At 70.1% G+C, this 22,290-nt stretch carries 21 protein-coding genes; 13 read left to right on the top strand and 8 right to left on the bottom strand.

What is annotated here, in order from left to right; all coding sequences use genetic code 11:
* Nucleotides 1-114: 114 nt before the first annotated feature.
* Nucleotides 115-1,413 carry an RICIN domain-containing protein gene (locus ACFO60_RS31220; RefSeq protein WP_380847459.1) on the top strand — a complete coding sequence of 433 codons (1,299 nt, stop codon included), beginning with the start codon at nucleotides 115-117 and terminating at the stop codon, nucleotides 1,411-1,413.
* 229 nt (nucleotides 1,414-1,642) lie between these two features.
* Nucleotides 1,643-2,083 (top strand): hypothetical protein, encoded by a 441-nt coding sequence (locus ACFO60_RS31215; RefSeq protein WP_380847457.1) that lies wholly within the window; start codon nucleotides 1,643-1,645, stop codon nucleotides 2,081-2,083.
* 89 nt (nucleotides 2,084-2,172) lie between these two features.
* Here ACFO60_RS31215 and ACFO60_RS31210 read toward each other — a convergent pair whose 3' ends face one another.
* Together ACFO60_RS31210 and ACFO60_RS31205 are read right to left on the bottom strand one after the other, a co-directional pair.
* Entirely contained in the window at nucleotides 2,173-2,571 is a 399-nt protein-coding gene (locus ACFO60_RS31210) for a hypothetical protein (protein WP_380847454.1), read from the bottom strand.
* A 167-nt stretch (nucleotides 2,572-2,738) separates the two neighbouring features.
* Complete coding sequence (locus tag ACFO60_RS31205; RefSeq protein WP_380847451.1) at nucleotides 2,739-4,460, bottom strand: alpha-keto acid decarboxylase family protein; 1,722 nt, start codon at nucleotides 4,458-4,460, stop codon at nucleotides 2,739-2,741.
* A gap of 435 nt (nucleotides 4,461-4,895) precedes the next feature.
* On the opposite strand from ACFO60_RS31205, the gene ACFO60_RS31200 reads away from it, so the two are divergent.
* The 6 genes from ACFO60_RS31200 (at nucleotide 4,896) to ACFO60_RS31175 (ending at nucleotide 11,744) form a co-directional block, all read left to right on the top strand.
* Nucleotides 4,896-6,317, top strand: a complete 1,422-nt coding sequence (locus ACFO60_RS31200) for a M1 family metallopeptidase (RefSeq protein ID WP_380847448.1) — start codon at nucleotides 4,896-4,898, stop codon at nucleotides 6,315-6,317.
* Between the two features lie 145 nt (nucleotides 6,318-6,462).
* Nucleotides 6,463-9,117, top strand: coding sequence for a bifunctional acetaldehyde-CoA/alcohol dehydrogenase (adhE, locus tag ACFO60_RS31195; RefSeq protein WP_380847445.1), 2,655 nt, complete (start codon nucleotides 6,463-6,465; stop codon nucleotides 9,115-9,117).
* A 293-nt stretch (nucleotides 9,118-9,410) separates the two neighbouring features.
* On the top strand, nucleotides 9,411-9,740 hold the full coding sequence (locus ACFO60_RS31190; protein ID WP_380847442.1) for a PadR family transcriptional regulator: 330 nt from the start codon (nucleotides 9,411-9,413) through the stop codon (nucleotides 9,738-9,740).
* Nucleotides 9,741-9,742: 2 nt separating this feature from the next.
* Complete coding sequence (locus tag ACFO60_RS31185) at nucleotides 9,743-10,150, top strand: DUF1048 domain-containing protein (protein WP_380847439.1); 408 nt, start codon at nucleotides 9,743-9,745, stop codon at nucleotides 10,148-10,150.
* Entirely contained in the window at nucleotides 10,150-10,986 is an 837-nt protein-coding gene (locus tag ACFO60_RS31180) for an ABC transporter ATP-binding protein (protein ID WP_380847436.1), read from the top strand. The genes ACFO60_RS31185 and ACFO60_RS31180 overlap by 1 nt, the downstream gene beginning before the upstream one ends.
* Complete coding sequence (locus tag ACFO60_RS31175; RefSeq protein ID WP_380847433.1) at nucleotides 10,983-11,744, top strand: ABC transporter permease; 762 nt, start codon at nucleotides 10,983-10,985, stop codon at nucleotides 11,742-11,744. Before ACFO60_RS31180 ends, ACFO60_RS31175 begins: the two co-directional genes overlap by 4 nt.
* A 39-nt stretch (nucleotides 11,745-11,783) precedes the next feature.
* On the opposite strand, the gene ACFO60_RS31170 is transcribed toward ACFO60_RS31175, so the two are convergent.
* Nucleotides 11,784-13,442 carry a carbamoyltransferase C-terminal domain-containing protein gene (locus ACFO60_RS31170; RefSeq protein ID WP_380847430.1) on the bottom strand — a complete coding sequence of 553 codons (1,659 nt, stop codon included), beginning with the start codon at nucleotides 13,440-13,442 and terminating at the stop codon, nucleotides 11,784-11,786.
* A gap of 680 nt (nucleotides 13,443-14,122) precedes the next feature.
* Here ACFO60_RS31170 and ACFO60_RS31165 point away from each other — a divergent pair.
* Both ACFO60_RS31165 and ACFO60_RS31160 read left to right on the top strand, forming a co-directional pair.
* Nucleotides 14,123-14,290 (top strand): hypothetical protein, encoded by a 168-nt coding sequence (locus tag ACFO60_RS31165; RefSeq protein ID WP_380847427.1) that lies wholly within the window; start codon nucleotides 14,123-14,125, stop codon nucleotides 14,288-14,290.
* Nucleotides 14,290-15,405, top strand: coding sequence for a YeiH family protein (locus tag ACFO60_RS31160; RefSeq protein WP_380847424.1), 1,116 nt, complete (start codon nucleotides 14,290-14,292; stop codon nucleotides 15,403-15,405). Before ACFO60_RS31165 ends, ACFO60_RS31160 begins: the two co-directional genes overlap by 1 nt.
* A gap of 39 nt (nucleotides 15,406-15,444) precedes the next feature.
* Here ACFO60_RS31160 and ACFO60_RS31155 read toward each other — a convergent pair whose 3' ends face one another.
* The gene (locus ACFO60_RS31155; protein WP_380847421.1) at nucleotides 15,445-16,545 is read right to left on the bottom strand and encodes an arabinan endo-1,5-alpha-L-arabinosidase; all 1,101 of its coding nucleotides are present in this window, start codon (nucleotides 16,543-16,545) and stop codon (nucleotides 15,445-15,447) included.
* 813 nt (nucleotides 16,546-17,358) lie between these two features.
* Nucleotides 17,359-17,787, bottom strand: coding sequence for an HflX-like GTP-binding protein (locus tag ACFO60_RS31150; protein WP_380847418.1), 429 nt, complete (start codon nucleotides 17,785-17,787; stop codon nucleotides 17,359-17,361).
* 302 nt (nucleotides 17,788-18,089) lie between these two features.
* On the opposite strand from ACFO60_RS31150, the gene ACFO60_RS31145 reads away from it, so the two are divergent.
* A complete protein-coding gene (locus tag ACFO60_RS31145) occupies nucleotides 18,090-18,278 on the top strand; it encodes a hypothetical protein (protein WP_380847415.1) in 189 nt (62 codons plus the stop codon).
* Between the two features lie 336 nt (nucleotides 18,279-18,614).
* On the opposite strand, the gene ACFO60_RS31140 is transcribed toward ACFO60_RS31145, so the two are convergent.
* On the bottom strand, nucleotides 18,615-18,938 hold the full coding sequence (locus ACFO60_RS31140) for a hypothetical protein (protein WP_380847412.1): 324 nt from the start codon (nucleotides 18,936-18,938) through the stop codon (nucleotides 18,615-18,617).
* Between the two features lie 92 nt (nucleotides 18,939-19,030).
* Between ACFO60_RS31140 and ACFO60_RS31135 the strand changes: the two genes are divergently transcribed.
* Nucleotides 19,031-19,507, top strand: coding sequence for a MarR family winged helix-turn-helix transcriptional regulator (locus ACFO60_RS31135; protein ID WP_380847582.1), 477 nt, complete (start codon nucleotides 19,031-19,033; stop codon nucleotides 19,505-19,507).
* A gap of 36 nt (nucleotides 19,508-19,543) precedes the next feature.
* Here the strand turns inward: ACFO60_RS31135 and ACFO60_RS31130 are convergent, their stop codons facing one another.
* Nucleotides 19,544-20,026 (bottom strand): metallophosphoesterase family protein, encoded by a 483-nt coding sequence (locus ACFO60_RS31130; protein WP_380847409.1) that lies wholly within the window; start codon nucleotides 20,024-20,026, stop codon nucleotides 19,544-19,546.
* A gap of 58 nt (nucleotides 20,027-20,084) precedes the next feature.
* Nucleotides 20,085-20,774: a GntR family transcriptional regulator gene (locus tag ACFO60_RS31125; protein WP_380847406.1), complete on the bottom strand. Its 690-nt coding sequence runs from the start codon at nucleotides 20,772-20,774 to the stop codon at nucleotides 20,085-20,087.
* Between the two features lie 188 nt (nucleotides 20,775-20,962).
* On the opposite strand from ACFO60_RS31125, the gene ACFO60_RS31120 reads away from it, so the two are divergent.
* Nucleotides 20,963-22,249: an MFS transporter gene (locus ACFO60_RS31120; RefSeq protein ID WP_380847403.1), complete on the top strand. Its 1,287-nt coding sequence runs from the start codon at nucleotides 20,963-20,965 to the stop codon at nucleotides 22,247-22,249.
* Nucleotides 22,250-22,290: the final 41 nt, after the last annotated feature.

Raw genomic sequence — 22,290 nt, 5'->3', positions numbered from 1 at the left:
CCGTCCGCACGACGGTAAGGCGCGGCCGCCCATCGGCGCGTACGCAATGGCAGGCCACGGCACCGGCGGCCATCACTCTCGGCACCAGTCACCCCCCACCGCTGAAGGATCCTCGTGCCCGGAAACCTCGTGAAACGCTCCCTCGCCGCACTCCTCGGCATCACCGTCGCGGCCTCCGTCAGCCTCACCGCCGCCGCCGCCCCCGCCGGCGCCACCGCACAGGCCGCCGCCGCCCCGTTCAAGGTGCTCGCCTTCTACAACGGCACCTGGGACCCCGCCCACATCGACTTCGACAAAGAGGCCAGAGACTGGTTCCCCGCGGCCGGCGCCCAGAACGGCTTCACCTGGGAGGCGACGACCGACTGGAGCCGCCTCAGCTCCACGGGCCTGTCGCAGTACAAGGTCATCATGTTCCTGGACGACGCCCCGCCCGCGAGCCAGCGCGCCGCGTTCCAGACCTACATGCAGAACGGCGGAGCCTTCATGGGCTTCCATGTCAGCGCGTGGACCGACAACCCCGGCTCGTGGAGCTGGTACTACAACACCTTCCTCGGCTCGGGCGCCTTCCAGACGAACACCTGGGGGCCGACCGCCGAGACCCTGAAGATCGAGGGCCGCGGCCACCCGTCCACGGCCGGCCTGCCGGCGTCCATCCAGTCCTCGGTGAGCGAGTGGTACTCCTGGAGCCGCGACCTGCGGCAGAACCCCGACATCGACATCCTGGCCTCGATCGACGCCTCCAGTTTCCCGGTCGGCGACGACCCGAACCAGCAGTGGCGCAGCGGCTTCTACCCGATCATGTGGACCAACAGGAACTACAAGATGCTGTACGCCAACTTCGGGCACAACCGCATGAACTACTCCACGAACACCCGCACGTCGTCGACCTTCGCGAGCGCGCAGCAGAACCAGTGGCTGATCAACGGCCTGCTCTGGCTGGGCGGCGGCACCACGCCGCCTCCCCAGACCGACCCGATCTCACCGACGGCGTGGTACTCGGTCGTCAACAAGGGCAGCGGCAAGTGCGTCGACGCCCGCGCGGCCGGCACGGCCAACGGGACCGCGATCCAGCAGTACACCTGCAACGCGACCAACGCCCAGCAGTACCGGTTCGCGCCGGCGAGCGGGAGTTTCGTCCGCGTCGACAACCGCGGCAACGCCGCCCAGGTGCTCGACGTGACCGACGTGTCCACCGCCGACAACGCCCCGATCCAGACCTGGACGTACAGCGGCGGCGACAACCAGCAGTGGCAGCCGGTGCCGGAGGGCGGCGGCTACTACCACTTCGTCAACCGCAACAGCGGCAAGTGCCTGGACGTCCCCGCCGCGTCGACGGCCGACGGGGTGCAACTCGTCCAGTACATCTGCAACGGCACGGCCGCCCAGTCCTACCGGCTGGTCGCCCAGGGCTGACGCGGCTGGTCGCCCAGGCTGACGCGGCTGGTCGCCCAGGGCTGACACGGCAGGTTCACGAGCGCGAGCGGCCGTGGGACGCCGGCGTCCCACGGCCGCCGGAACGCCGCGGCGACGTCCCGCCGCCGCAGCGCTCTCGGCTTCGGGTGAACGCGGACGCCTCCCATGTCAGCGGTCAAACGCTCTTGGCCTTGTCACAGCGCGCCGTACTACGTAGCGTGATCTCATCGTGACCGGGTCCCCCTCCTCCCCCGAGACGGACATGTTCGCCGAGCCGGCGCGCATGCCGGCCGACGACGATCGCGAGGTCTACCTCTGGCGGCACCCGTGGCTGCTGGAGCCCGGCGTCGGCGAGCGCGCGGCCGGCCATGTCGCGGCGGCTCCCCAGGCCGAGCGCCCGGCGATGTCGGTCGCGCTGGCCCACCTCATGGACGTGCGACGCCGCTACGAGGTGGGCGACGCCGGCTACCCGATCGGCATGGGGCCGATCGAGTCGGTGTGGCAGCAGGTCGGCGTGGGACAGATCTCGGTGGAGGAGGGTGAGCGGCTGGTACGCGCGCCGGCCTTCACCGCCGCCCTGTCGGCGCGATACCTGCACGCGAATCGCCCTCATCCCCGGCGGCGCCTCCTCCAACGCGTGACGGTCTACCGGCTGATGGCCCAGGGCTGAGGCGGCCGGACCGGATGCCGGGCCGGGGGGCGCTCCCCGGCCCGGGATCGGGTTCCGCTCGCGCGGCGGCTCGGGCCGCGGTCACGGTGTCAGCAGAGGAACTTTCCGCAGACGGCGGGGATGACCGCCGTGACCGAGAGGACTCCGAAGCCGGGCACGGCCACGGAGGTGACGAAGTCGCGGTCGACGGAGGTGGCGCGTACGGACAGGTCGCAGAACGGGGTGGTGGACTGGCAGCCGGCGACGACTCGCGTGCCGCTGGGGACACTCCAGGCGTAGCCGCCGGCAGGGCCGTTCTGTACGGCGTTGTCGATGACGTAGCTGGAGGCGGCCCGGAACGTCCCGCATACGCCCGTGCTCGGGCCGGTGGACGACGGGATCACCTGGCAGGACAGCGAGGGCGACGCCGCGGACGCCGGCGTCGCGAGCGTCACCGCGCCGAACAGGGCCGCGAGCCCGAGCAGCGACAGGGAGATGGTTCGTGGCACGGGAGATACTCCTTCGGTGAGGGAACTCGTCTCACCTGGAAGGCGTTCCGTCCCGTTCCATGGTCCCCGCGCCGGCGTGACGGGCGGGGGCACCGGGAGCCGCCGGTGATGTGGGCGCCTTCACAACCTTCGCCGGCCTTCCGCGGCCGACGCTACCGGGGTGGACGCTACCGGGGTGGGCGGGCGTTGGCGTGGGCCACTTTGGCACCCCATTTGAGGAGTTCGCGGCTGCAGTCGTCATGCTGGATCTGACATTCGATGAGAACCGGGCCGCCGTTGTGCCGGTGGGCCTTCTCGATGGCGGAGGTGAGTTCTCCCGCCGTGGCCGCCTTCAGTCCGAGCCCTTTGCCGTCTTCGGCGTTCAACGCGGAAACGAACCCGGCGTAGTCCCAATTCTTGATGTAATTGTACGGACCGTCGTGAATCTCGGACTCGACGACATATCCGCGGTTGTTGACCAGGAACATGAGAGTGTTCTGGCCGTAGCGGATCATGTTGGCGACTTCCTGGGCGGTGAGCTGGAAGGAGCCGTCCCCGATGACCGATACCAGCCGCCGGCCGGGTTCGAGCCCCATGGCGTAGCCGAAGGCCGCCGGGACGGCCCAGCCGATCGACCCCCACTGCATCTCGATCTCGAACCGCGCGCCCTCGGGCAGGTGCGTGTGCACTCCGTTGAGCCAGGAGTCGCTGGTCTCCACGAGCAGAGTCGTCCTGCCGTCGAGTTCGTTCTCGATCTGCCGCCACAGTTCGGCCCTGGTCAGCGTGGCCGCGCCGTCGGAGCCGTGCGCCTCGGCCTCGCCGCGTGGCCCGGCCATCACGCGCCGGTACTGCTCCAGCGTCGTCCTGTTCGGGTGGATCTTCTTGGCGACGCCCGAGAGGAAGTCGGCGAGGGCGACGTCGGTGCATTCGGCGTCGGGCAGGCGCACGTAGAACGGCTGGGCGTCGATCAGGCGGTCCCGCGAGGGCATGGCGGTCCAGCCCACGGTGGTGTAGTCGGTGAACACCGGTCCGGCGGCCAGGATCAGATCGGCCCAGTCGACGATGGGTTCGCAGCCGGGAGTGCTCACCCCGCCCCAGTAGATGCCCACGTACTGCGGGTGGGTCTCGGGGAAGAACCCCTTGGCGTCCGGCATGACCGCGACGCCGCAGCCCAGCGCTTCGGCGAGCTCGCGGAAGGCGTCCAGGGCTCCGAAGGCGCGCAGGTGGGAGCCCGCCAGCAGGAGCGGCCGCCCGGCGTCCGAGAGGGCCGAGACCGCGCGGTCGACGGCCGCGGTGAGCGCCGGGGAGTCGCCGTCCCGCCCGGAGAACAGCGAAGAGCGGGACGAACGTGAGGTCATGGTCCCGAACGGCGCGGGCACGGGGCTGGGCGCGTCGGCGAGATTGCAGGCGATCTCGATGTACGCCGGCTTGCGCTCGCGCAGCGCGGTGGTGATCGCGTGGTCGATGAGGTGGGGCGCGTCGTCGGCGTGGAGGACGCGGACGGCCGCGCAGGTCACGTGCCGGAACATCTCGTACTGGTAGGAGAGGTCGTGCGTGCCGAGCGTGTGGTGGAGGAGACGGCCGGAGTTCAGGTCATTGGTGTTGGGCCCGGCCGAGACGAAGATCACCGGTAGCCGCTCGGCGTAGGCGCCGGCCACGCCGTTGAGCGCCGAGAACGCGCCCACGTTGAACGTCGTGACCAGCGCTCCGCATCCGTTCGCGCGCGCGTAGCCTTCGGCGGCGTACGCCGCGTCGAGTTCGTTGCAGCAGCCGACCTGCTCGACGTCCTTGTTGCACAGCAGCTCGTCGAGCAGGACGAGATTGTAATCTCCCGGGACCACGAAATAGTGCTTGAGGCCGATTTCCTCGAACCTGGTCGCGAGATGGTTCCCCACGGTGAAGTCACTCATGATCGCTGATCCTTGCGCCGGTGATGCGGCTCGGCGGCACCGCCGGAATCGGCGGCTTTCTCGCGACGATACGACCGCCACTCCCCCGCGTCCCTCAAATGATCGGCAAATCGCGTAAACAAGTCGCAATAGACCACAGGCGGTCGGCAGGTTCACGCCGACGCTCGAGAGGCGCGGCGAGATGGCCACAACGGGCGGGCGCCGCGGGTCCGGCGTGCGGACGGGACGCGGCGAAGACCTCCGATCGCCGATCGCACCGGCACGTCCACTGCTTTCGGATCTACGGGCCGGAAGACCGGAGGGCATGCGTCTGAGGTAGAAAGTGGGGAAAAGAGGTATTTAGGGTATTCGTTCGATCTTGACCAGTTTGTGGAGGGTTTGTGCGATCCCCGGAGCCCACCCTGGGCTTCGGCCGGGAGCGCCGAGAGGAATCGCATGAGGTTTCGCAGCTTGCGTGCCGCGGCCGTCGCGGCCGGGCTCACCGTTCTGGCCGGCGCGCAGCCCGCGCTCGCGGCCCCGGGCGGCCCCGGCGGCCCCGGCGAGCCCCGATACTCGGCGGGCGCGCCCGGCGTCGGAGACCCGTACTTCCCGAAGGAGGGCAACGGGGGCTTCGACGTGCGGCACTACGACGTCGCGTTCTCCTACGACCCGGCCACCAGGCGCATGGACGCCACCACGACGATCACCGCGGTGGCGACCCAGGACCTGGACCGGTTCGACCTGGACTTCCGCGGCCCCGCGATCAGCGCCCTCACCGTCGGCGGGCACCCCGCGTCGTTCAGGCGCGACGGGCAGGAGCTCGTCGTCACGCCCCGTCCGAAGCTGAAGAGCGGCAAGCGGTTCACGGTCCAGGTGAAGTACGCGGGCACCCCGCCGGTCATCACCGATCCTGACGACTCCATCGAGGGCTGGGTGCCCACCGACGACGGCGCGTTCGTCCCGGGCGAGCCGCAGGGCTCGCCGGCCTGGCTGCCCGGCAGCGACCACCCGACGGACAAGGCGACCTTCACCTTCCGCGCGACCGTGCCGGAGGGCATCACGGTCGTCGGCAACGGACAGCTGCTGTCGCAGACGACCACCGGCGGCAGGACGACGTTCGTGTGGGACTCCACCGAGCCGATGGCGACGTACCTGGCCACGGTGACGCTCGGGAGGTTCCAGGTCGCCAGGTCGGCCACGCCGAGCGGGATCCCGATCTACACCGCCGTCGACCCGCGGCTCGCGAGCGGGTCGGCGGCCACCGTCGCCCGGATCCCCGACATCGTCGAGTACTTCTCCTCGCTGTTCGGCCCCTACCCCTTCACCTCGACCGGGGCGATCATCGACCAGGCGCCGGACGTCGGCTACGCCCTGGAGAGCCAGACCAAGCCGATCTTCTCCAGCGCGCCCAGCCTGGAAACGATGGCGCACGAGCTCGCCCACCAGTGGTTCGGCGACAGTGTGTCGCTCACGCGCTGGTCGGACATCTGGCTCAACGAGGGCTTCGCGACCTACGCCCAGTGGCTGTGGACCGAGCACAACGGCGGCGCCACCGCCCAGCGGACGTTCGACAGCGCGGACAACTACGGGCGCGCGTCGACCTCGTCGTTCTGGCGGACCGCCCTGACCGACCCCGGTCCGGTGAGCATGTTCGGCAACGTGCCCTACAACCGGGGCGCGATGACGCTGCACGCGCTGCGCGGCAAGATCGGCGACGCGGCCTTCTTCACGCTGCTCAAGGGCTGGGCGGCCGGGCACAAGTACGGCAACGCGACCACCGCGGACTTCGTCAAGGAGGCCCAGAGCGTGTCCGGCGCGGACCTGACCGGCTTCTTCGACGTGTGGCTCTTCAAGAAGGGCAAGCCGACCACCTGGTGACCCGTCGCGGGGCGAAAGCCGAAAGTCCCCGGATAGACGTGCCTTTCGACCCCGCGGGCGGGGCCGGATCGCTCCGGTGCCGGCGGGCGCCGGGTCGCGATGCTTGAAGTGATCGCAGACGCCGCTACCCGCGAGGTGAGACCAGATGGCCGACAAGGTCGCCCACGTTCCCGTGCCCGTCGACGAGACGATCGACGCCCTTGTGGAGAACGCGCTCAAGGCGCTGGACGAGTACGCGTCGTTCAGCCAGGAGCAGATCGACCACATCGTCAAGAAGGCCTCGGTCGCGGCCCTCGACGAGCACGCGTCCCTGGCGGAGTTCGCCGTGCGGGAGACCGGGCGCGGGGTGTTCGAGGACAAGGCGGTGAAGAACATCTTCGCCTGCGAGCACGTCACCAACAGCATGGCGTCGCTGCGGACCGTCGGGGTGGTATCCCGTGACGAGATCAGCGGCATCGTGGAGATCGCCGAACCCGTCGGCGTCGTCTGCGGTGTCACGCCGGTGACCAACCCGACCTCGACCACGATCTTCAAGGCGCTGATCGCGTTGAAGACCCGCAACCCGATCGTGTTCGCCTTCCACCCGGCCGCGCAGGAGTCCAGCACGGCCGCGGCCAAGGCCGTGCGCGACGCGGCGGTGGCCGCGGGCGCGCCCGAGCACTGCGTCCAGTGGATCGAGCAGCCGTCACTGGCCGCGACGACCGCGCTCATGCACCACGACGGCGTGTCCACGATCCTCGCGACCGGCGGCAACGGCATGGTGCGCGCGGCGTACTCGGCCGGCAAGCCCGCGCTCGGCGTCGGCGCCGGCAACGTCCCCGCGTACATCGAGGGCTCGGCCGACCTGCGCCGCGCCGTGAACGACATCGTGCTGTCCAAGTCGTTCGACAACGGCATGATCTGCGCGTCGGAGCAGGCGGTCATCATCGACGAGTCGGTGTACGAGACCGTCATGGCCGAGTTCGCCACGCTGCACGCCTACCTGGCCACCCCGGACGACAAGCGGAGGCTGGAGGAGTTCCTGTTCGGCGCCACCGCCGACGGCGAGTCGTGCGGCGAGGCGCGGATCAACCCCGACGCCGTCGGCCGCACGGCGACCTGGATCGCCGGGCGCGCCGGGTTCTCGGTTCCCGAAGGCACCTCGGTGATCCTCGTCCCGGTCGGCGAGGTCGGCCCGGCCGAGCCGCTGACCAGGGAGAAGCTCTGCCCGGTGCTGGCCGTGCTGCGCGCGGGCACCAGCGAGGAGGGCATCGGCCTGGCCGAGCGGATGGTGGAGTTCGGTGGCCTCGGCCACAGCGCCGCGATCCACACCCGCGACGAAGGTCTGGCCGAGCGGTTCGGCCGCCGGGTCAAGGCGGTCCGGATCATCTGGAACGCCCCTTCCTCGCAGGGCGGCATCGGCGACATGTACAACGCGTTCATCCCGTCGCTGACCCTGGGCTGCGGCAGCTACGGCCGCAACTCGGTGTCGCACAACGTCTCGGCCGTCGACCTGCTCAACATCAAGCGCATCGGCCGGCGCACCAACAACCTCCAGTGGTTCAAGGTCCCCGCGAAGATCTTCTTCGAGCCGCACGCGATCCGCTACCTGGCCGACATGCCGGACGTGAAGCGGGTGACCGTGGTGACCGACCCGACGATGACCCGGCTCGGGTACGTCGACCGGATCCTCACCGTCCTCGGCCGCCGTCCCGAGCGCGTGGCGCTGCAGATCATCGACGACGTGGAGCCGGAGCCGAGCGTGGCCACCGTCGACCGCGGCGCCGAGCTGATGCGCCACTTCAGGCCCGACACGATCATCGCCCTCGGCGGCGGGTCGGCGATGGACGCCGCCAAGGTGATGTGGCTGCGCTACGAGCACCCCGAGGTCGTCTTCGCCGACATGCGGCAGAAGTTCTTCGACATCCGCAAGCGCGCCTTCAAGTTCCCGCCGCTGGGCGACCTGGCCCGCCTGGTCTGCGTGCCGACCACGTCGGGCACGGGCGCGGAGGTCACGCCGTTCGCGGTGATCACCGACACGGTCACCGGCAAGAAGTACCCGCTGGCCGACTACGCGCTGACCCCGACCGTCGCGATCGTGGACCCGGCGCTGACCGCCGACCTGCCGCCGGCCATCACCGCCGACAGCGGCTTCGACGCCCTCACCCACGCGATCGAGGCGTACGTGTCGGTCTACGCCAACGACTTCACCGACGGGCCGGCCCTGCACGCGATCAAGCTGATCTTCGCGAACCTGGAGGAGTCCGTGCGCCACGGCGGCGCCAACCCCCAGGCGCGCGAGCGGATGCACAACGCGGGCACCATCGCCGGCATGGCGTTCGGCAACGCTTTCCTCGGCATCGTCCACGCCATGTCGCACACGCTCGGCGCGACCTTCCACATCGCGCACGGCCGGACCAACGCGGTGCTGCTGCCGCACGTGATCCGCTACAACGGCGCGGTGCCGTCCAAGCTGTCCGGCTGGCCGAAGTACGAGCACTACCGCGCTCCCGAGCGGTTCCAGGAGATCGCGCAGGCGCTCGGACTGCCCGCCGCCACCGCGGCGGAGGGCGTGGAGTCGCTGGCCGTCGCGGTGGAGCGGTTGCGGGACGCCGCCCTGATCGAGCCGTCGTTCCAGGCCATCGGCGTCGACGAGCGGGCCTTCCTGGCCGCGCTGCCCCAGCAGGCGCGCAACGCCTACGAGGACCAGTGCGCCCCGGCGAACCCGCGGATGCCGATGCTGGACGACATGCAGGCGCTCATGCGGGAGGCCTACTACGGCACCGCCGTCCGCGAGACCTCGAGCGCCGCGCCCGCCTGACACCGCGACCGGCACCGGGAGAGGAGAACGAGAAGACGCCCAAGGCCGGGACCCGGCAGAGACGCCCGAGCGCCGCCCACCCCTTCACAAGGGGTGGGCGGCGCTCGGGCGTCACGGCTTTCAGCGGTTCCCGCCGTTCCCCGCGTTCGAGCCTTCAGGTGGCAGGAGCCGACGCCTCCCGCCGCCACGGGAGCTTGCGCCGCCGCTATTCAGTGTTGCTATGTACTAGTAGTCAGTGTTACTTTGTACCAGTAGTCAGTATCGCCAAGTAGCAAGAAAAAAGGGGGTGTTCCATGGGCAAGCTGGTGACGGAGATGCTCAAGGGAACGCTGGAGGGCATCGTCCTCGCGATCCTGTCCCGCCGGTCCGCGTACGGCTACGAGATCACCGCATGGCTGCGCGACCAGGGCTTCTCCGACATCGCCGAAGGAACCGTCTACGCGCTGCTGGTCAGGATCGAGCAGCGCGGCCTCGTCGACGTGGAGAAGGTCCCGTCCGAGAAGGGGCCGCCGCGCAAGGTGTACTCCCTCAACGCTCAGGGGCGGGAGTACCTCGAAGAGTTCTGGAGGACCTGGAGCTTCCTCATGGAACGGCTCGAACAGCTCCGCGAAGGAGGCAAGTAGACATGGGCGCAGAGCCGGCCGAGCCGAAGAACCGCTACCTGCGGTACCTGGAGGTGGTCACGGGGCCGCTCGAGGAGAAGCGGCGCTATCGGCAGTACAGGGCACGGACCAAAGAGCTTCCGGCGGCCTATCGCACGACGATCGACGCGCTGCACCGGTACCTGAACTACTTCGGGACGGGGGGCGGCGGGATCGCGATCTACGAGGACCTCCTCGACCTGTTCGAACAGAGCGCGGCGAACCGGACCCCGATCCGCGAGATCGTCGGGGAGGACCCCGTGGAGTTCATCGAGATGTTCGTCCGGAACTACCCGAAGGGCCAGTGGATCATCCGGGAGCAGAACCGGCTGACCGACGCCATCGAGCGCGCCACCGGAGAAGACACCGGAACGGAAGAGAGGTCGGTCTGATGACGACGACACAGCATGTGATCCATGTGCGGGGCCTGGAGAAGTCGTACAAGACGCTGCGGGTGCTGCGCGGCGTGGACTTCGACGTGGCGCGGGGCAGCATTTTCGCCCTGCTCGGCTCCAACGGGGCGGGCAAGACCACGGTGGTGAAGATCCTGTCCACGCTGCTCAAGGCCGACGCCGGGACCGTCGGCGTCAACGGCTTCGATGTCGCCGCGCAGGCGGCGGACGTGCGGGAGTCCATCAGCCTCACCGGGCAGTTCGCGGCCGTCGACGAGATCCTCAGCGGGCGGGAGAACCTCGTGCTGGTCGCCCGGTTGCGGCACCTCAAGGGTCCGGGCAAGATCGCCGATGACCTGCTCGAGCGTTTCTCGCTGACCGACGCGGGCGCGCGGAAGGTGTCCACGTATTCGGGCGGCATGCGCCGCCGCCTCGACATCGCGATGAGCCTCATCGGGGATCCGCCGGTCATCTTCCTCGACGAGCCGACGACCGGGCTCGACCCCCAGGCGCGCGTCGAGGTGTGGCAGGCCATCAAGGAGCTCGCCGGCCGGGGTACGACGGTGCTGCTCACGACGCAGTATCTGGACGAGGCGGAACAGCTCGCCGACCGCATCGCGATCCTCCACGAGGGCCGGATCATCGTGAACGGCACCCTCGCCGAACTCAAGCGGCTGCTCCCGCCCGCCAAGGTCGAGTACGTCGAGAAGCAGCCGACCCTCGAGGACGTCTTCTTCGCGCTCGTCGGCACCGGCGGCAAAGACGGCCAAAACAGCAAAGACGACAAGCCGGCGATGACCGCGGCATCGGCACCGACGACCAAGGAACAACGATGAGCAAGCATTTCTTCGGCGACACCGCCGTCCTGCTGGGACGATCGCTGCGCCACGTCACGCGCAGCCCCGACACCATCATCACGACCCTGATCATGCCGATCGCCATGATGCTGCTGTTCGTCTACGTGTTCGGCGGCGCGATCAAGACCGGGGCTGATTCGTATGTGAACTACATGCTGCCCGGCATCCTGCTCATCACGGTCGCCTCGGGCATCGCCTACACCGCGTTCCGGCTGTTCATGGACATGAAGGGCGGAATCTTCGAGCGCTTCCAGTCCATGCCGATCGCACGCTCGTCGGTGCTGTGGGCGCACGTGCTGACCTCGCTGGTCGCCAATCTGATCTCGCTCGTGGTGGTCGTGCTCGTCGCCCTCCTCATGGGCTTCCGCTCGGCGGCGGGAGTTCCGGCGTGGCTCGCGGTCGCCGGCATCCTGACCCTGTTCACCCTGGCGCTGACGTGGCTCGCCGTCACCCCCGGCCTGTCCGCCAAGACCATGGAGGGCGCGAGCGCGTTCTCCTACCCGCTCATCTTCCTGCCGTTCATCAGCTCGGCGTTCGTGCCCACCGGCACCATGCCCGGCCCGGTGCGCTTCTTCGCCGAGCACCAGCCGGTGACCTCCATCGTCAACGCCATCCGCAACCTGTTCGCACAGCAGCCGGTCGGCGCCGACATCTGGGTCGCCCTCGCCTGGTGCGTCGGCATCCTCGTCGTCGCGTACTTCTTCTCCATGATCACTTACCGTCGCAAGATCTCCTAGAGCCCCGCCCGGGAGGTCGCGTGCGACGACGAGGCGCGGTCAGCCGTCGCCGTTCAGGTCGACCAGGCGGTCCTCCATGACCAGGAAGTCCAGGCCGATGGAACGGGCGGAACGCAAGGCGCCCTCGGCGTCGTCGACGATCGGCTCTCCCCTGGTGTTGAAGGACGTGTTGATCGCCACGGCCGGGGCGCCGGCCGCGCGGAACCGATCGAGCACCTCCCACACCACGCCGTCCTCGCGGCCGATCACCTGGGGACGGGCGGTGCCGTCGACGTGGACGCAGGCCGGGGCCTCCTTGGCGCCGAGGTCGCTCATGAGGCTCGCGCCCACCATGTAGCGGTGCAGCGGGCTGGCCTCCCAGTGCCGTCCCTCGCTCTCGGCCAGGCCCACCGGCCCGAGAGGCCGCCACAGCTCACGCCCCTTGGCCCGGTTGACCCGGTCGCGCATCCGGTCGTCGGTGGCGGCCGCGATGATCGAACGGTGGCACAGGGCGCGCGGGCCGACCTCGGCCCGTCCGGTCACGACGCCGCCCATCCGTCCGGCCAGCAGCCACCGCGCGATGGTCTCGGGGAGGACGTCCTGCGCCGCGAGCCCGTGCCGCCCCAGCGCCTGGTCGATGTCGCGGGTGCGCACCCGCCGGCCGAGGTAGGGGCTGAGCGGGGCGCGCGGGCGGGGCGGGGGCGCCACGGCCCAGGCCGAGCCGAGCGCCACGCCCGCGTCGTGCGGCACCGGCGGGACGTAGACCGGCGGAGGCAGCAGGCCGTTGGAGGAGCAGTTGAGCGCGACGCCGCCGGCCAGGCACAGGGCGTCTTGGCCGGTGATGTCCCTGGCCCGCCTGGAGAGCAGCGCCATCACCTCCTGCAGGCTCGCCTGGGCGCTCCAGGCGAGCCGGACGGCGTCCTCGTCGGCGTCCAGCATCGCGGGGTCGCTGCCGCGCTGCCGGAAGCCGACCCCGGCGAAGTGCGCCCACCAGGCGTCGATGATCTGGCGGTGGGGGGCGTCGGACGGCAGGTCGAAGGGAGGCGTGAAGGCGCCGTCGCGGATCTCGTAGATCGGCCATCGCTCGACGCCGCGGGCCTTGCCGTACGCCGCCAGCCCCATGGTCTTGCCGGCCTCGAGGAACGTCATCCCGAGGATCGTGGAGACCGCGTCGTACATGAATCCCAGCGAGTGCGGGATGGGCCAGCGCTCGCGGCGCACAAGCGTCCGGCCGTAGCGGGCCTCGTAGATGGACACGCTCTCGTCGTCGCCGTTGCCGTCGACCACGAGGACGGCCGCCTCGGCGTGGCCGGAGGCGTAGAAGGACGAGCAGGCGTGGGCGAGGTGGTGCGGGACGAAGACGACCTCGGGATGCCGGGCCGGGTCGGTCCGCCAGCCGAGCGCGGTGCCGAGGAAGTCGCCGCTGTCGCCGAACCGCCACGGCCGGCCGAGCACGGGCGGGTCGAGGCCGAGGTCGGTGCGCGCCGAGTGCCGCGGCATGTCCCAGCCCACGGTGACGACGTCGATGTCGGCCGGAGTGATCCCCACCTGGTCCAGGCACGCCTGGGCCGCGTTCACGGGGTGCTGGCGCAGGCCGTGCTTGACGCGGCTGACCCGTTCCTGCTCGATGAGGGCGTGGACCACCCCGTCGCCGTCGACCAGGCAGGCGGCCACGTCATGCCAGCCGACAGGGGGTGCGTTGAGCCCGAGGACCCACATGTCACACCGACGCGAGGCCGGAGCGGAAGGGTGGGAGAACGGGATGGCACGCCGGGGTGAAAGACCTTCCGCTCTCAGGCGTCACGATTTCCGGCCGGTCAATGTTATGCACGATTCGAAGCACCCCTATATCGGGAGAATCGGACGGCACGCGCCAAGAAAGCGCCGACCGTCACGCTGTCAAGGCGGAGGCCGACGCCCCGTTCGACCGCACTCACCCCGAAGCGACTCCGCATCGTGGGATCATAACGACGGCATCACACTTAGGCAATATGCGCATAACACCAGAAAAGCGGTGCCTGTCGTCTACGTGGTCAAGGATCCGGCGCACGAAGATCACGCGATGAAACCTACACGCCGATCGCCCGGCCGGGGAACGCGAGAACTCGTCCCCACGCCCGCGAACCCCGCGGCCTCCGAACCGCGAAAAGCCGGATGGCGATGGCCGGGCGACGCACGGCGGCAGCGCTCCGCCGCGGGGACCACGGTCCCGTCGGGGCGCTCCCTAACGGACCGGCGGCCTCGGCCGGAGAGGCGGCCGGGGGGACGGCCGAGCGGCACCCCGGGACAATCCATGTATTTCCTATTGACTTATAGCTAAATAGGTTCGACCCTTGGGGCGTGGCTGTGAGTGACGGCCCCGTTCCGAGGCGGCCCGCGCGCCGCAGAAAGGCACCGCCATGAGCGTGAAGCGATCGCCGGAGGGCGCCGGCATGAGCCAGAAGGAACCGCCGACCAGCGGCGAGAGCCGCATCGCGGTCAACGAGGACTGGGCGGCGACCATCGTCGGCCTCGCGCTCCTCGTCCTCATCCTCGTCGGCGTCATCCCCGTCGGGCTGGTGCCGTGATGAGCACCGAGCAGACCACCCGGGCCGACACGCCGGCCCGCACGCCCGCCGCCTGGCAGTGGGCGGTCGCCGGGGTGCTCGTCGTGCTCCTGCTCGCCGCGGCGACCCGGTTCCTGGACAAGAACGTGCCCGCCTGGTTCGCCGGCTCGAGCTTCGCCAAGGCCATCGAGTTCCCGGTCTACGCGATCATCCTCGGCCTGCTGGGCAACGCGGTCCTCACCGCGACCGGCCTGCGCGACCGGCTCGCCGGAGGCTTCCGCACCGAGTTCTTCATCAAGACGGGCCTGGTGCTCCTCGGCGCGTCGATCAACCTCAAGGTGATCGTCACCGCCGCCGGGCCCGCCATCGTCCAGGGCATCGTGCTGATCAGCACGGTCTTCCTGTTCACCTGGTGGCTGGGCGGCAAGCTCGGCCTGGACGACAAGCTGCGCGCGCTCCTGTCGGCCGCCGTGTCGATCTGCGGGGTCAGCGCCGCCATCGCCGCCGCCGGCGCCGTGCAGGCCCGGCGCGAGCAGCTCGCCTACAGCGCCAGCCTGGTGATCGCGTTCGCCCTGCCGTCCATCTTCATCCTGCCCGCGCTCGCCTCCGCCCTCGGCCTCAGCCCTGAGGTGGCGGGCGCCTGGATCGGCGGCAACATCGACACCACGGCCGCGGTGACCGCCGCCGGCACCATCGTCGGCGAGAACGCCCTGGCGATCGCGACCATCGTGAAGGTCACGCAGAACGCGCTCATCGGCGTCGTCGTCGTGGCGCTGACCGCATGGTTCGCCTTCCGCGTCGAGCGCCGCGCCGACAGCGCCCGGCCGAGCGCGGCCGAGCTGTGGCGGCGGTTCCCGAAGTTCGTCATCGGGTTCGTGGCCGCGTCGGTGATCGCCACCTGGTGGCTCACCACCGTCTCCGCCGCCGAGGGCAAGGCCGTCATCGGCGTGGCCAACGACCTGCGCACGTGGTTCCTGATCCTGGCCTTCGTCAGCATCGGCCTGGAGTTTCGCGTGAGCTCGCTCAAGGAGGCCGGCTGGCGGCCCGTGGGCGTGTTCGCCGCCGCCACCCTGGTCAACATCGTGGTGGCGCTCGGCCTGGCCGTCCTGCTGTTCAGCGGCTACACGGTCGGCTAGGGCCGGGGGGACCGGGCAGGGCCCGGTCCCCCTCCAAGGTCAGTAGACGTAGGGCCAGCCGGCGGAGTCATAGGCGAGCAGGTTGATGCCGAGCCGCGAGGCGCCGTTGTCGGCGTAGTAGTGGTAGACCAGCACATCGGCGTCGACGTCGGCGAAGACGGCCTGGTGGCCGGGGCCGTGGACGCTCCCGTGCCCGGCGAGGATCTCCGTGCCGCCCCCGGAGGTCATCGCGACCCCGTTGCGGTCGACGTAGGGGCCGGTGACGCTGGTCGAGCGGCCGACCATGACGCGGTAGGTGCTGGACGCGCCCCGGCAGCACAGGTCGAACGACACGTACTGGTAGTAGTACGAGCCGCGCTTGAAGATGTAGGGCGCCTCGATCGCGCCGCCGTTGCGCCCGGCGATGGACCGGATGGCGGAGTCCGCCCGCTTGCCGGTCGCCGGGTCGAGCTGCACGAGCTTGATCCCCGACCAGAACGAGCCGAAGGACAGCCACCAGCGCCCCTCAGTATCGACGGTCAGGTTGGGGTCGATGGCGTTGAAGTTGTCGGAGGTCCTGGACTCGATCACCAGGCCCTGGTTGGTCCAGCTGCCGGACGCGCCGGTCGTGCTGGTCGCCAGGAAGATCGCTGAGCGGTTCGAGCCGAAGGTGGAGGCCGAGTAGTACAGGTAGTAGCGGCCGTTGCGGTAGGAGATGTCGGGCGCCCAGAGGTTGCGGCTGCCCGCGGTGTAGGTCGTGGTCCAGGAGGCGCCCCCGGGGAAGACCGTGCCGGCGTCGCGGAACGCCGTCCGGTCGGTGGAGGTCTTGATGGCGATGTTGTCGCCGGTGTGCACGAGGATGTAGCCGCCGGCGGGCGTCTTGATCATGGACGGGTCGTGCACCGAGATCGATCCGGTGACGCGCCCGGGGTTGGGGTAGGCGGCGCGGGCCGCAAGGGCGGCGCGCGCCGCGGCGGTCCGCTGTGCGTCCTGCCCGAGGACCACGCCGGTCGTACCGGTCGCTCCGGAGGGCAGGGCGGGCGTCGCGGCGTGCGCGGGGGCCGAGCCGCACAGGGCGGCGACCGCGACGGCCGCCGCCGCCAGCGTTCGGCGGAGGCTTCGGCGCGGGCCGGTTCTGGGCATGGAAGTCGAGGGGTTCATCCCTTGTCCTCATCCGTGGTCGAGCGGCGCCGCCCGCGCCGCGGCACATGGCGGGGCGGGCGGCAGGGACTTTCCGGGGCGGACCGGCGGGCCGGCGCACGCGCGGGCGCGTCAGGCCGGAGCCGAAAAGGCGCGCCGCAGGTGACGGGCCGTCGTGCCGGTGCCCGGCTTCCCGCGCCAGGCCGTCGCCCGCGACCGTCGGTGGCGGCCGGGAGCGCCGTGAAAGGCCCGCCCCTGCCGGTGGGAGGGGTGAGGTGGTGGCGACTGTACGTCCGCGATCACACGGGCGCAACGGCCGGTGTGCGCCCGTCCCGCGCGCCCGCGTTGTTCCGCACGCCCGCTCGGCACGGCCGGGCAGCCGCGCGGGTGCGGTGAGCGGCGCGTTCGCCGCGCGCCAGCCGAGCTTCCCCCGTGCGCGGGCGATGTCGCCGCGGCGGGGACGGCGGCTGCAATTTTCAGCCCTGGCGGGTGACCGGGTTGACAGGCGTGTCGAGCCCGGGTTACGAAAGGGGCCCGCGCCAGGAAGACGACTCACTTCGAGACCGTATGATGTTAGCGCTAACAAATCCGGTGTGATCCATCGGTCAGCGCCTACGCTCCCGGGACCCGTCCATCACGGCGTCTCCGGCCGGGCGTCCTCGGCTCCGGCCGAGACCCGGCCACAGCGGCGTCACCGCTCGCTGTGGCCGGACCTCTCGCCGGACACCGCCCTCGGCGGGCAGGACCGCCGGGGTCCTCAGGGAGTCTCTGGGTCGCGGCCCTCGCTCAGGGCCTGGGGGTCGTGCATCGGTGAGGGCATGGGGGTGCCCTCGGTCATGGCAGCAGGTCGCGCGAGGAGAGCACGAGGCAGTTGAACAGGCCCGCGAGGGTCTCGCGCTGGTGCGCGGTCAGGGGGTTGAGAAAGATGACCGCGTCGGCGCGGGTCTTCTCCCGCACCAGCGCGATCTCCTCCACCTTGCCGGCGCTGACGAGGGTGCGCGACGAATAAGGCGCGTCCATCGTCCGCGCCCCGCCGTCGGAGACGCCACGGCGCTGGACGAAACGCCCCACGACGTGCGCGCCGAGAGCCGCCATCGAATCGGCGAACTCATCCATGATCACTAAATACTGCCGCTCCTTGGCGGAGAAGTAGCCGACGAGCACGATGTCCATGCCCGTCAGCTCCGCGGGCGGCGGCTCCTTGGCCGGCCGGGCGCTCCGCTCGGCGCGGCCACCGCGCCGCATGCGTCGATGTGGCTTCACGATCGACACGGTAGCGATCGGACGCCCCGCCTCCTACCTCCAGCGGATCCCGGCCCCGACCGGCATGCGGGCCACGACGGCCCCGCCCAGGCCGGCGGCGCCCTGACCGATCGTCCCTCCAGGTGCGCGAACCCCGCCCCGAAAGCCTCCCGATAAGCGCTATCGCCGAAAGCCACTTTGACATTGGCGGAACGGAAGCGGAGCGATAACGACTGGATAGTGACCCCTAATACCTTCGTAATTGTCAGAAGGAAAGCGGCAGGGAAACAAGCCGAAGGCCACAGAAAAAGGGGTCAGCAGAAATGATGAAGAACATGAAGTCCGCCGCCGCCCGGATCGCCATCATCACCGCCATCGTCATCGGTGGATCCTCCGCAGTCGCAGGCATGGCCCTGGCCGACTCCCCGGCCCCGAACCCCCCGCAGACGCAGAGTGCGACCCCCACCCCCACTCCCACCCCGACCGGGGACAACAGCGTCCCCTGGGGCTGACATCCCCTAGTGGCAGACGGCTGGAATGCGGCTGGAGAATTCATTCTCCAGCCGCATTCGTCATTTCAAGGACAGAATGCTCCCAGGACCGCAGGCCGGTCGGGGAAAAGCACCCTCGGACGATTTTCCGGCGGCCACCCCTAGCGCGTTATCGAAACGCGGGCGGCCACCGTCCGCGCGTCTTGCCCCGTCCCCATCTCCGAAGCAATACGGTAAGGAATTTAGATCCTTCCGGTGACATCCCCTTGCGCATGTGTCCGGCGAAGTCTCCCGGACGGCCGGGCGGGACGGCCGGCAAGGACCCGGGCCGCGAAGTCGCCGATGCCAGCCCGTCGATCAGGCCGTCCCGTCCGTGCCCGAGGCCCGGTCCTCGTCTTCGACGGCGGTGCCCGCCTCGGCGGACACCACGTGGTCGATGGCCTCGAAGAAGGCCCTGACGCCGGGCAGGTTCGCGCCCTTGGCCCGGGAATCGGCGAAGTCCCCGGCGGTCCGCCAGTGCACGATGTCCAGCCACTCGTCGCCGGGCAGGCGCACCAGCCACGCGCCGAGGAAGCCGGCGCGGTCGGCGCGGAAGTCGGCGAGCATCGCCGGCCGCGCGGCGAGCAGCCGGCTCACGTCACCGGGTGCCACATGGAATCTGGTCAGTTCTACGGTTGTCATCGCGGTCTCCTGAAGTGAGCAGGCGGCTCGACAATAAAGTAAGTATCGGTGACCATCAAATTCACTGATCAATTAAGGAGCAGGTGACCCCGATGCGGCGCGGCGAACGCAAGGCGATGGACCCCGACCTCGGCATCATGGCCGGTCAGACGCTGTTCGCCATCCAGCGGGAACTGTTCGAAACCCTCGCCCGGGAGGGCCACCCGCGCCTGCGGCCCCGGCACGGCGCCGTCCTGGCGTATCTCGACGAAGAGGGCAGCCGCGCCACCGACCTGTCACAGCAGTCCGGCCAGCACAAGCAGGTGATCGGCACTCTGGTGGACGAACTGGTCGAACTCGGCTACGTGCGCCGCGAGCCCGACCCGCAGGACCGGCGGGCCAAGCTCATCGTCCCCACCCCGCTCGGCCTGGAGGAGATGGAACGGGCGGACGCCATCGTCGCCGACATCGAGCGCCGGCACGCCCTGGCCGTCGGCGAGGACGTCTACGCCGTCTTCAAGCAGGCCTTCCGGCAGATCACCCGCCTCCAGCGCGCGCGTCTCGCCCAGCCGCCCACCCCCGCCGGCTAGCGGTACGGCGGCCCATGCGGAGCGCGCTCGGGCATCTCAGGTGACCGGGATGATGTCGGCGGCCAGCAGGTGGCCGTTCTCGATGCGGAGGACGCCGATGGTGCCGTGCGGCTGGCGGCGGCGGTCGGTGGGCGAGCCGGGGTTGAAGATGCGCAGCCCTTCTTCGGCGTGGTCGAGCGGGATGTGCGAGTGGCCGAAGACCACCAGGTCGGCGGAGGGAAAGCGCCGCCGCATGCGTGCCCAGCGGCCCTTGGCCGCGCCGCTGTCGTGGATCATGCCCACCCGCAGCCCGCCGAGGTCGAGCTCCAACGTCTCGGGGGCACGCACGTCCGGGCCGTCGTTGTTGCCCTTCACCGCGTGGACCGGCGCGTACGCGGCCAGTTCCTCCAGCACCCCGGCCGTGCACACGTCGCCGGCGTGCAGGATGGCGTCGGCCCCCCGCAGGTGGCCGGCCACACGCGCGGGACACGACTTCCAGTAGCGCGGCGCGTGGGTGTCGGACAGGACGACGACTCTCATGAGGGTGCCATTGCCCCACCCGCACGCCTCCCACTCACCGCCGGCGCGGGCGGCGGGATCAGGAGTGGACTGCCACGAGTTGGCGTTCGGCGTCGGCGAGGTAGTCGCCGAGGAGGCGTTCGGCGCCCTCGGCGTCCCCGGCCTCGATGAGCCGGAGGATGTCGCGGTTGCGCCACAGATAGGGCTCGTGGAACGCGCGGGGGTTGCTCATCTCCAGGAAGCTCAGGCGCAGCTCGGCGAGCATCCGGCGCATGATGTCGTCCAGGCGCGGGCTGCCCGCGAGGTGCACGATCGCCTGGTGGAAGCGGATGTTGGCGGTGCCGACGTCCTCCCACCGCTGCTCGCCCGCCGCGCTCTCGGCGCCGGCGACCGCCTCGCGCAGGTCGGCGAGCGCCTCGGCGGACGGGCTGCCGGCATTGCGGATCGCGGAGCACTCGAGCAGGCGCCGGACCCGGTAGAGGTCGACGACGTCCTCGGTGGTGAGCCGGCGGACGAACACGCCGCGGTTGAGCTCGTGGACGAGCAGCCGTTCGTGGGAGAGCAGGCGGAACGCCTCGCGCAGGGTGTTGCGGGACACGCCGAGCGCGGCGCCGATCGACTCTTCGGACAGGCGGGTGCCGGGCGCGAACATGCCTTCGGTGATGCGCTCGCGCAGGAGGGAGGCGACCCGCTCGGCCGTGCTGGTGCGCCCGAGCAGGATGCGGTCTTCGGTCAGGCGCTCGGTGACCCCGGCGGCACCATCGGTCACGACGGCTCAGCCCCTTCATCTTCCGGTTGTGAAAGGGAATCCTAGCACAAGGCTATTGCCAGATCGTTGAACGATCCTTATGTTGAATCCATTGGCTCGACTGGGAGTCATGAGACGCCCGGGTGCGCCGCTCCGGCCCGCCGGACGCGGTGGCGTCTCCCGTCTGGCAAGTGGCAGCGAGGTGCGCCATGACGACATCGTCCAAGCCGGAACCAGCCGCATACCTCCACCAGGAAGAGGGGTCCCACAAGGGCCCGCTCGCCTGGTACACCACGCTCAGCGCCAAGGGCCGCAAGGCGTTCGCCGGGGCCTTCCTCGGCTACAGCCTCGACTCCTACGACTTCTGGGTGCTCCCGCTCGGCCTGACCGCCATCGCCGCGACCTTCGGTCTCGGCACGGCGCAGACCGGCCTGCTCGCCACCGCCACGCTGGTCTTCTCGGCGCTCGGCGGCATCATCGCGGGCGTGCTCGCCGACCGCGTCGGCCGCGCCAGAACGCTCATGATCACGGTCTCCGTCTACGCCGTCTTCACCGCTCTGTGCGGCCTCGCGCCCGACTACGAGACCCTGCTCGCCTTTCGCGCCCTCCAGGGCCTCGGCTTCGGCGGCGAGTGGGCGGCCGGGGCGATCCTCGTCGCCGAGTACGCGCAGGCACGCCACCGGGGCCGCGCCGTGGCGATCGTCCAGAGCTCGTGGGCGATCGGCTGGGGCCTGGCCGTCATCGTCTACACGCTGGTGTTCCAGCTCGTCGGCGAGGACCTCGCCTGGCGGGTGCTGTTCTGGACCGGAGCCCTCCCCGCCCTGCTGGTGATCTACGTGCGGCGCAACGTGAGCGACGCGCCGCTCTTCGCCGAGCAGCGGTCGTCCGGCGAGCGCGTGCCCCCGTTCGCCGTCTTCAGGGGCGGCCTGCTGCGCACCACCGTCTTCGCGACGATGCTCGCCACAGGCGTGCAGGGCGGCTACTACACGCTCGCCACCTGGGTGCCCACCTACCTCAAGACCGAGCGCGGCCTGTCGGTCATCGGCACGGGCGGCTACCTGGTCTTCCTCATCACCGGCGCGTTCTGCGGCTACCTGACCGGCGGGTACTTCACCGACAAGATCGGGCGCAAACGCACCTTCGCCATCTTCTCCGTGCTCAGCGGGGTGCTCATCCTGCTGTACACGCAGCTTCCGAGCTGGGCCGACGAGTACGTGATGTTCCTGGGCTTCCCGCTCGGGTTCTGCTCCTCGGCCATCTTCTCCGGGTTCGGCGCGTTCCTGTCCGAGCTGTACCCCAGTGCCATCCGGGGCACCGGCCAGGGCTTCACCTACAACGTCGGCCGCGGCATCGGCGCCTTCTTCCCCACGATCATCGGATACCTTGCGACGACGTACAGCGTCGGCGGCGCCATGGCCTTCGGCGCCCTGGCGTACGGGCTCGCCGTCGTGGCACTGCTGGGCCTGCCGGAAACGCGCGCCAGGCGGCTTTCCTGACCCATCCGCACGAGGACATGGGAGCTCAACATGTCTGGCCC

The organism is Sphaerisporangium dianthi (assembly GCF_042654065.1).
GTDB classification, from domain to species: Bacteria; Actinomycetota; Actinomycetes; order Streptosporangiales; family Streptosporangiaceae; genus Sphaerisporangium; species Sphaerisporangium dianthi.
This window is presented reverse-complemented; position numbering and strand designations above follow the sequence as displayed.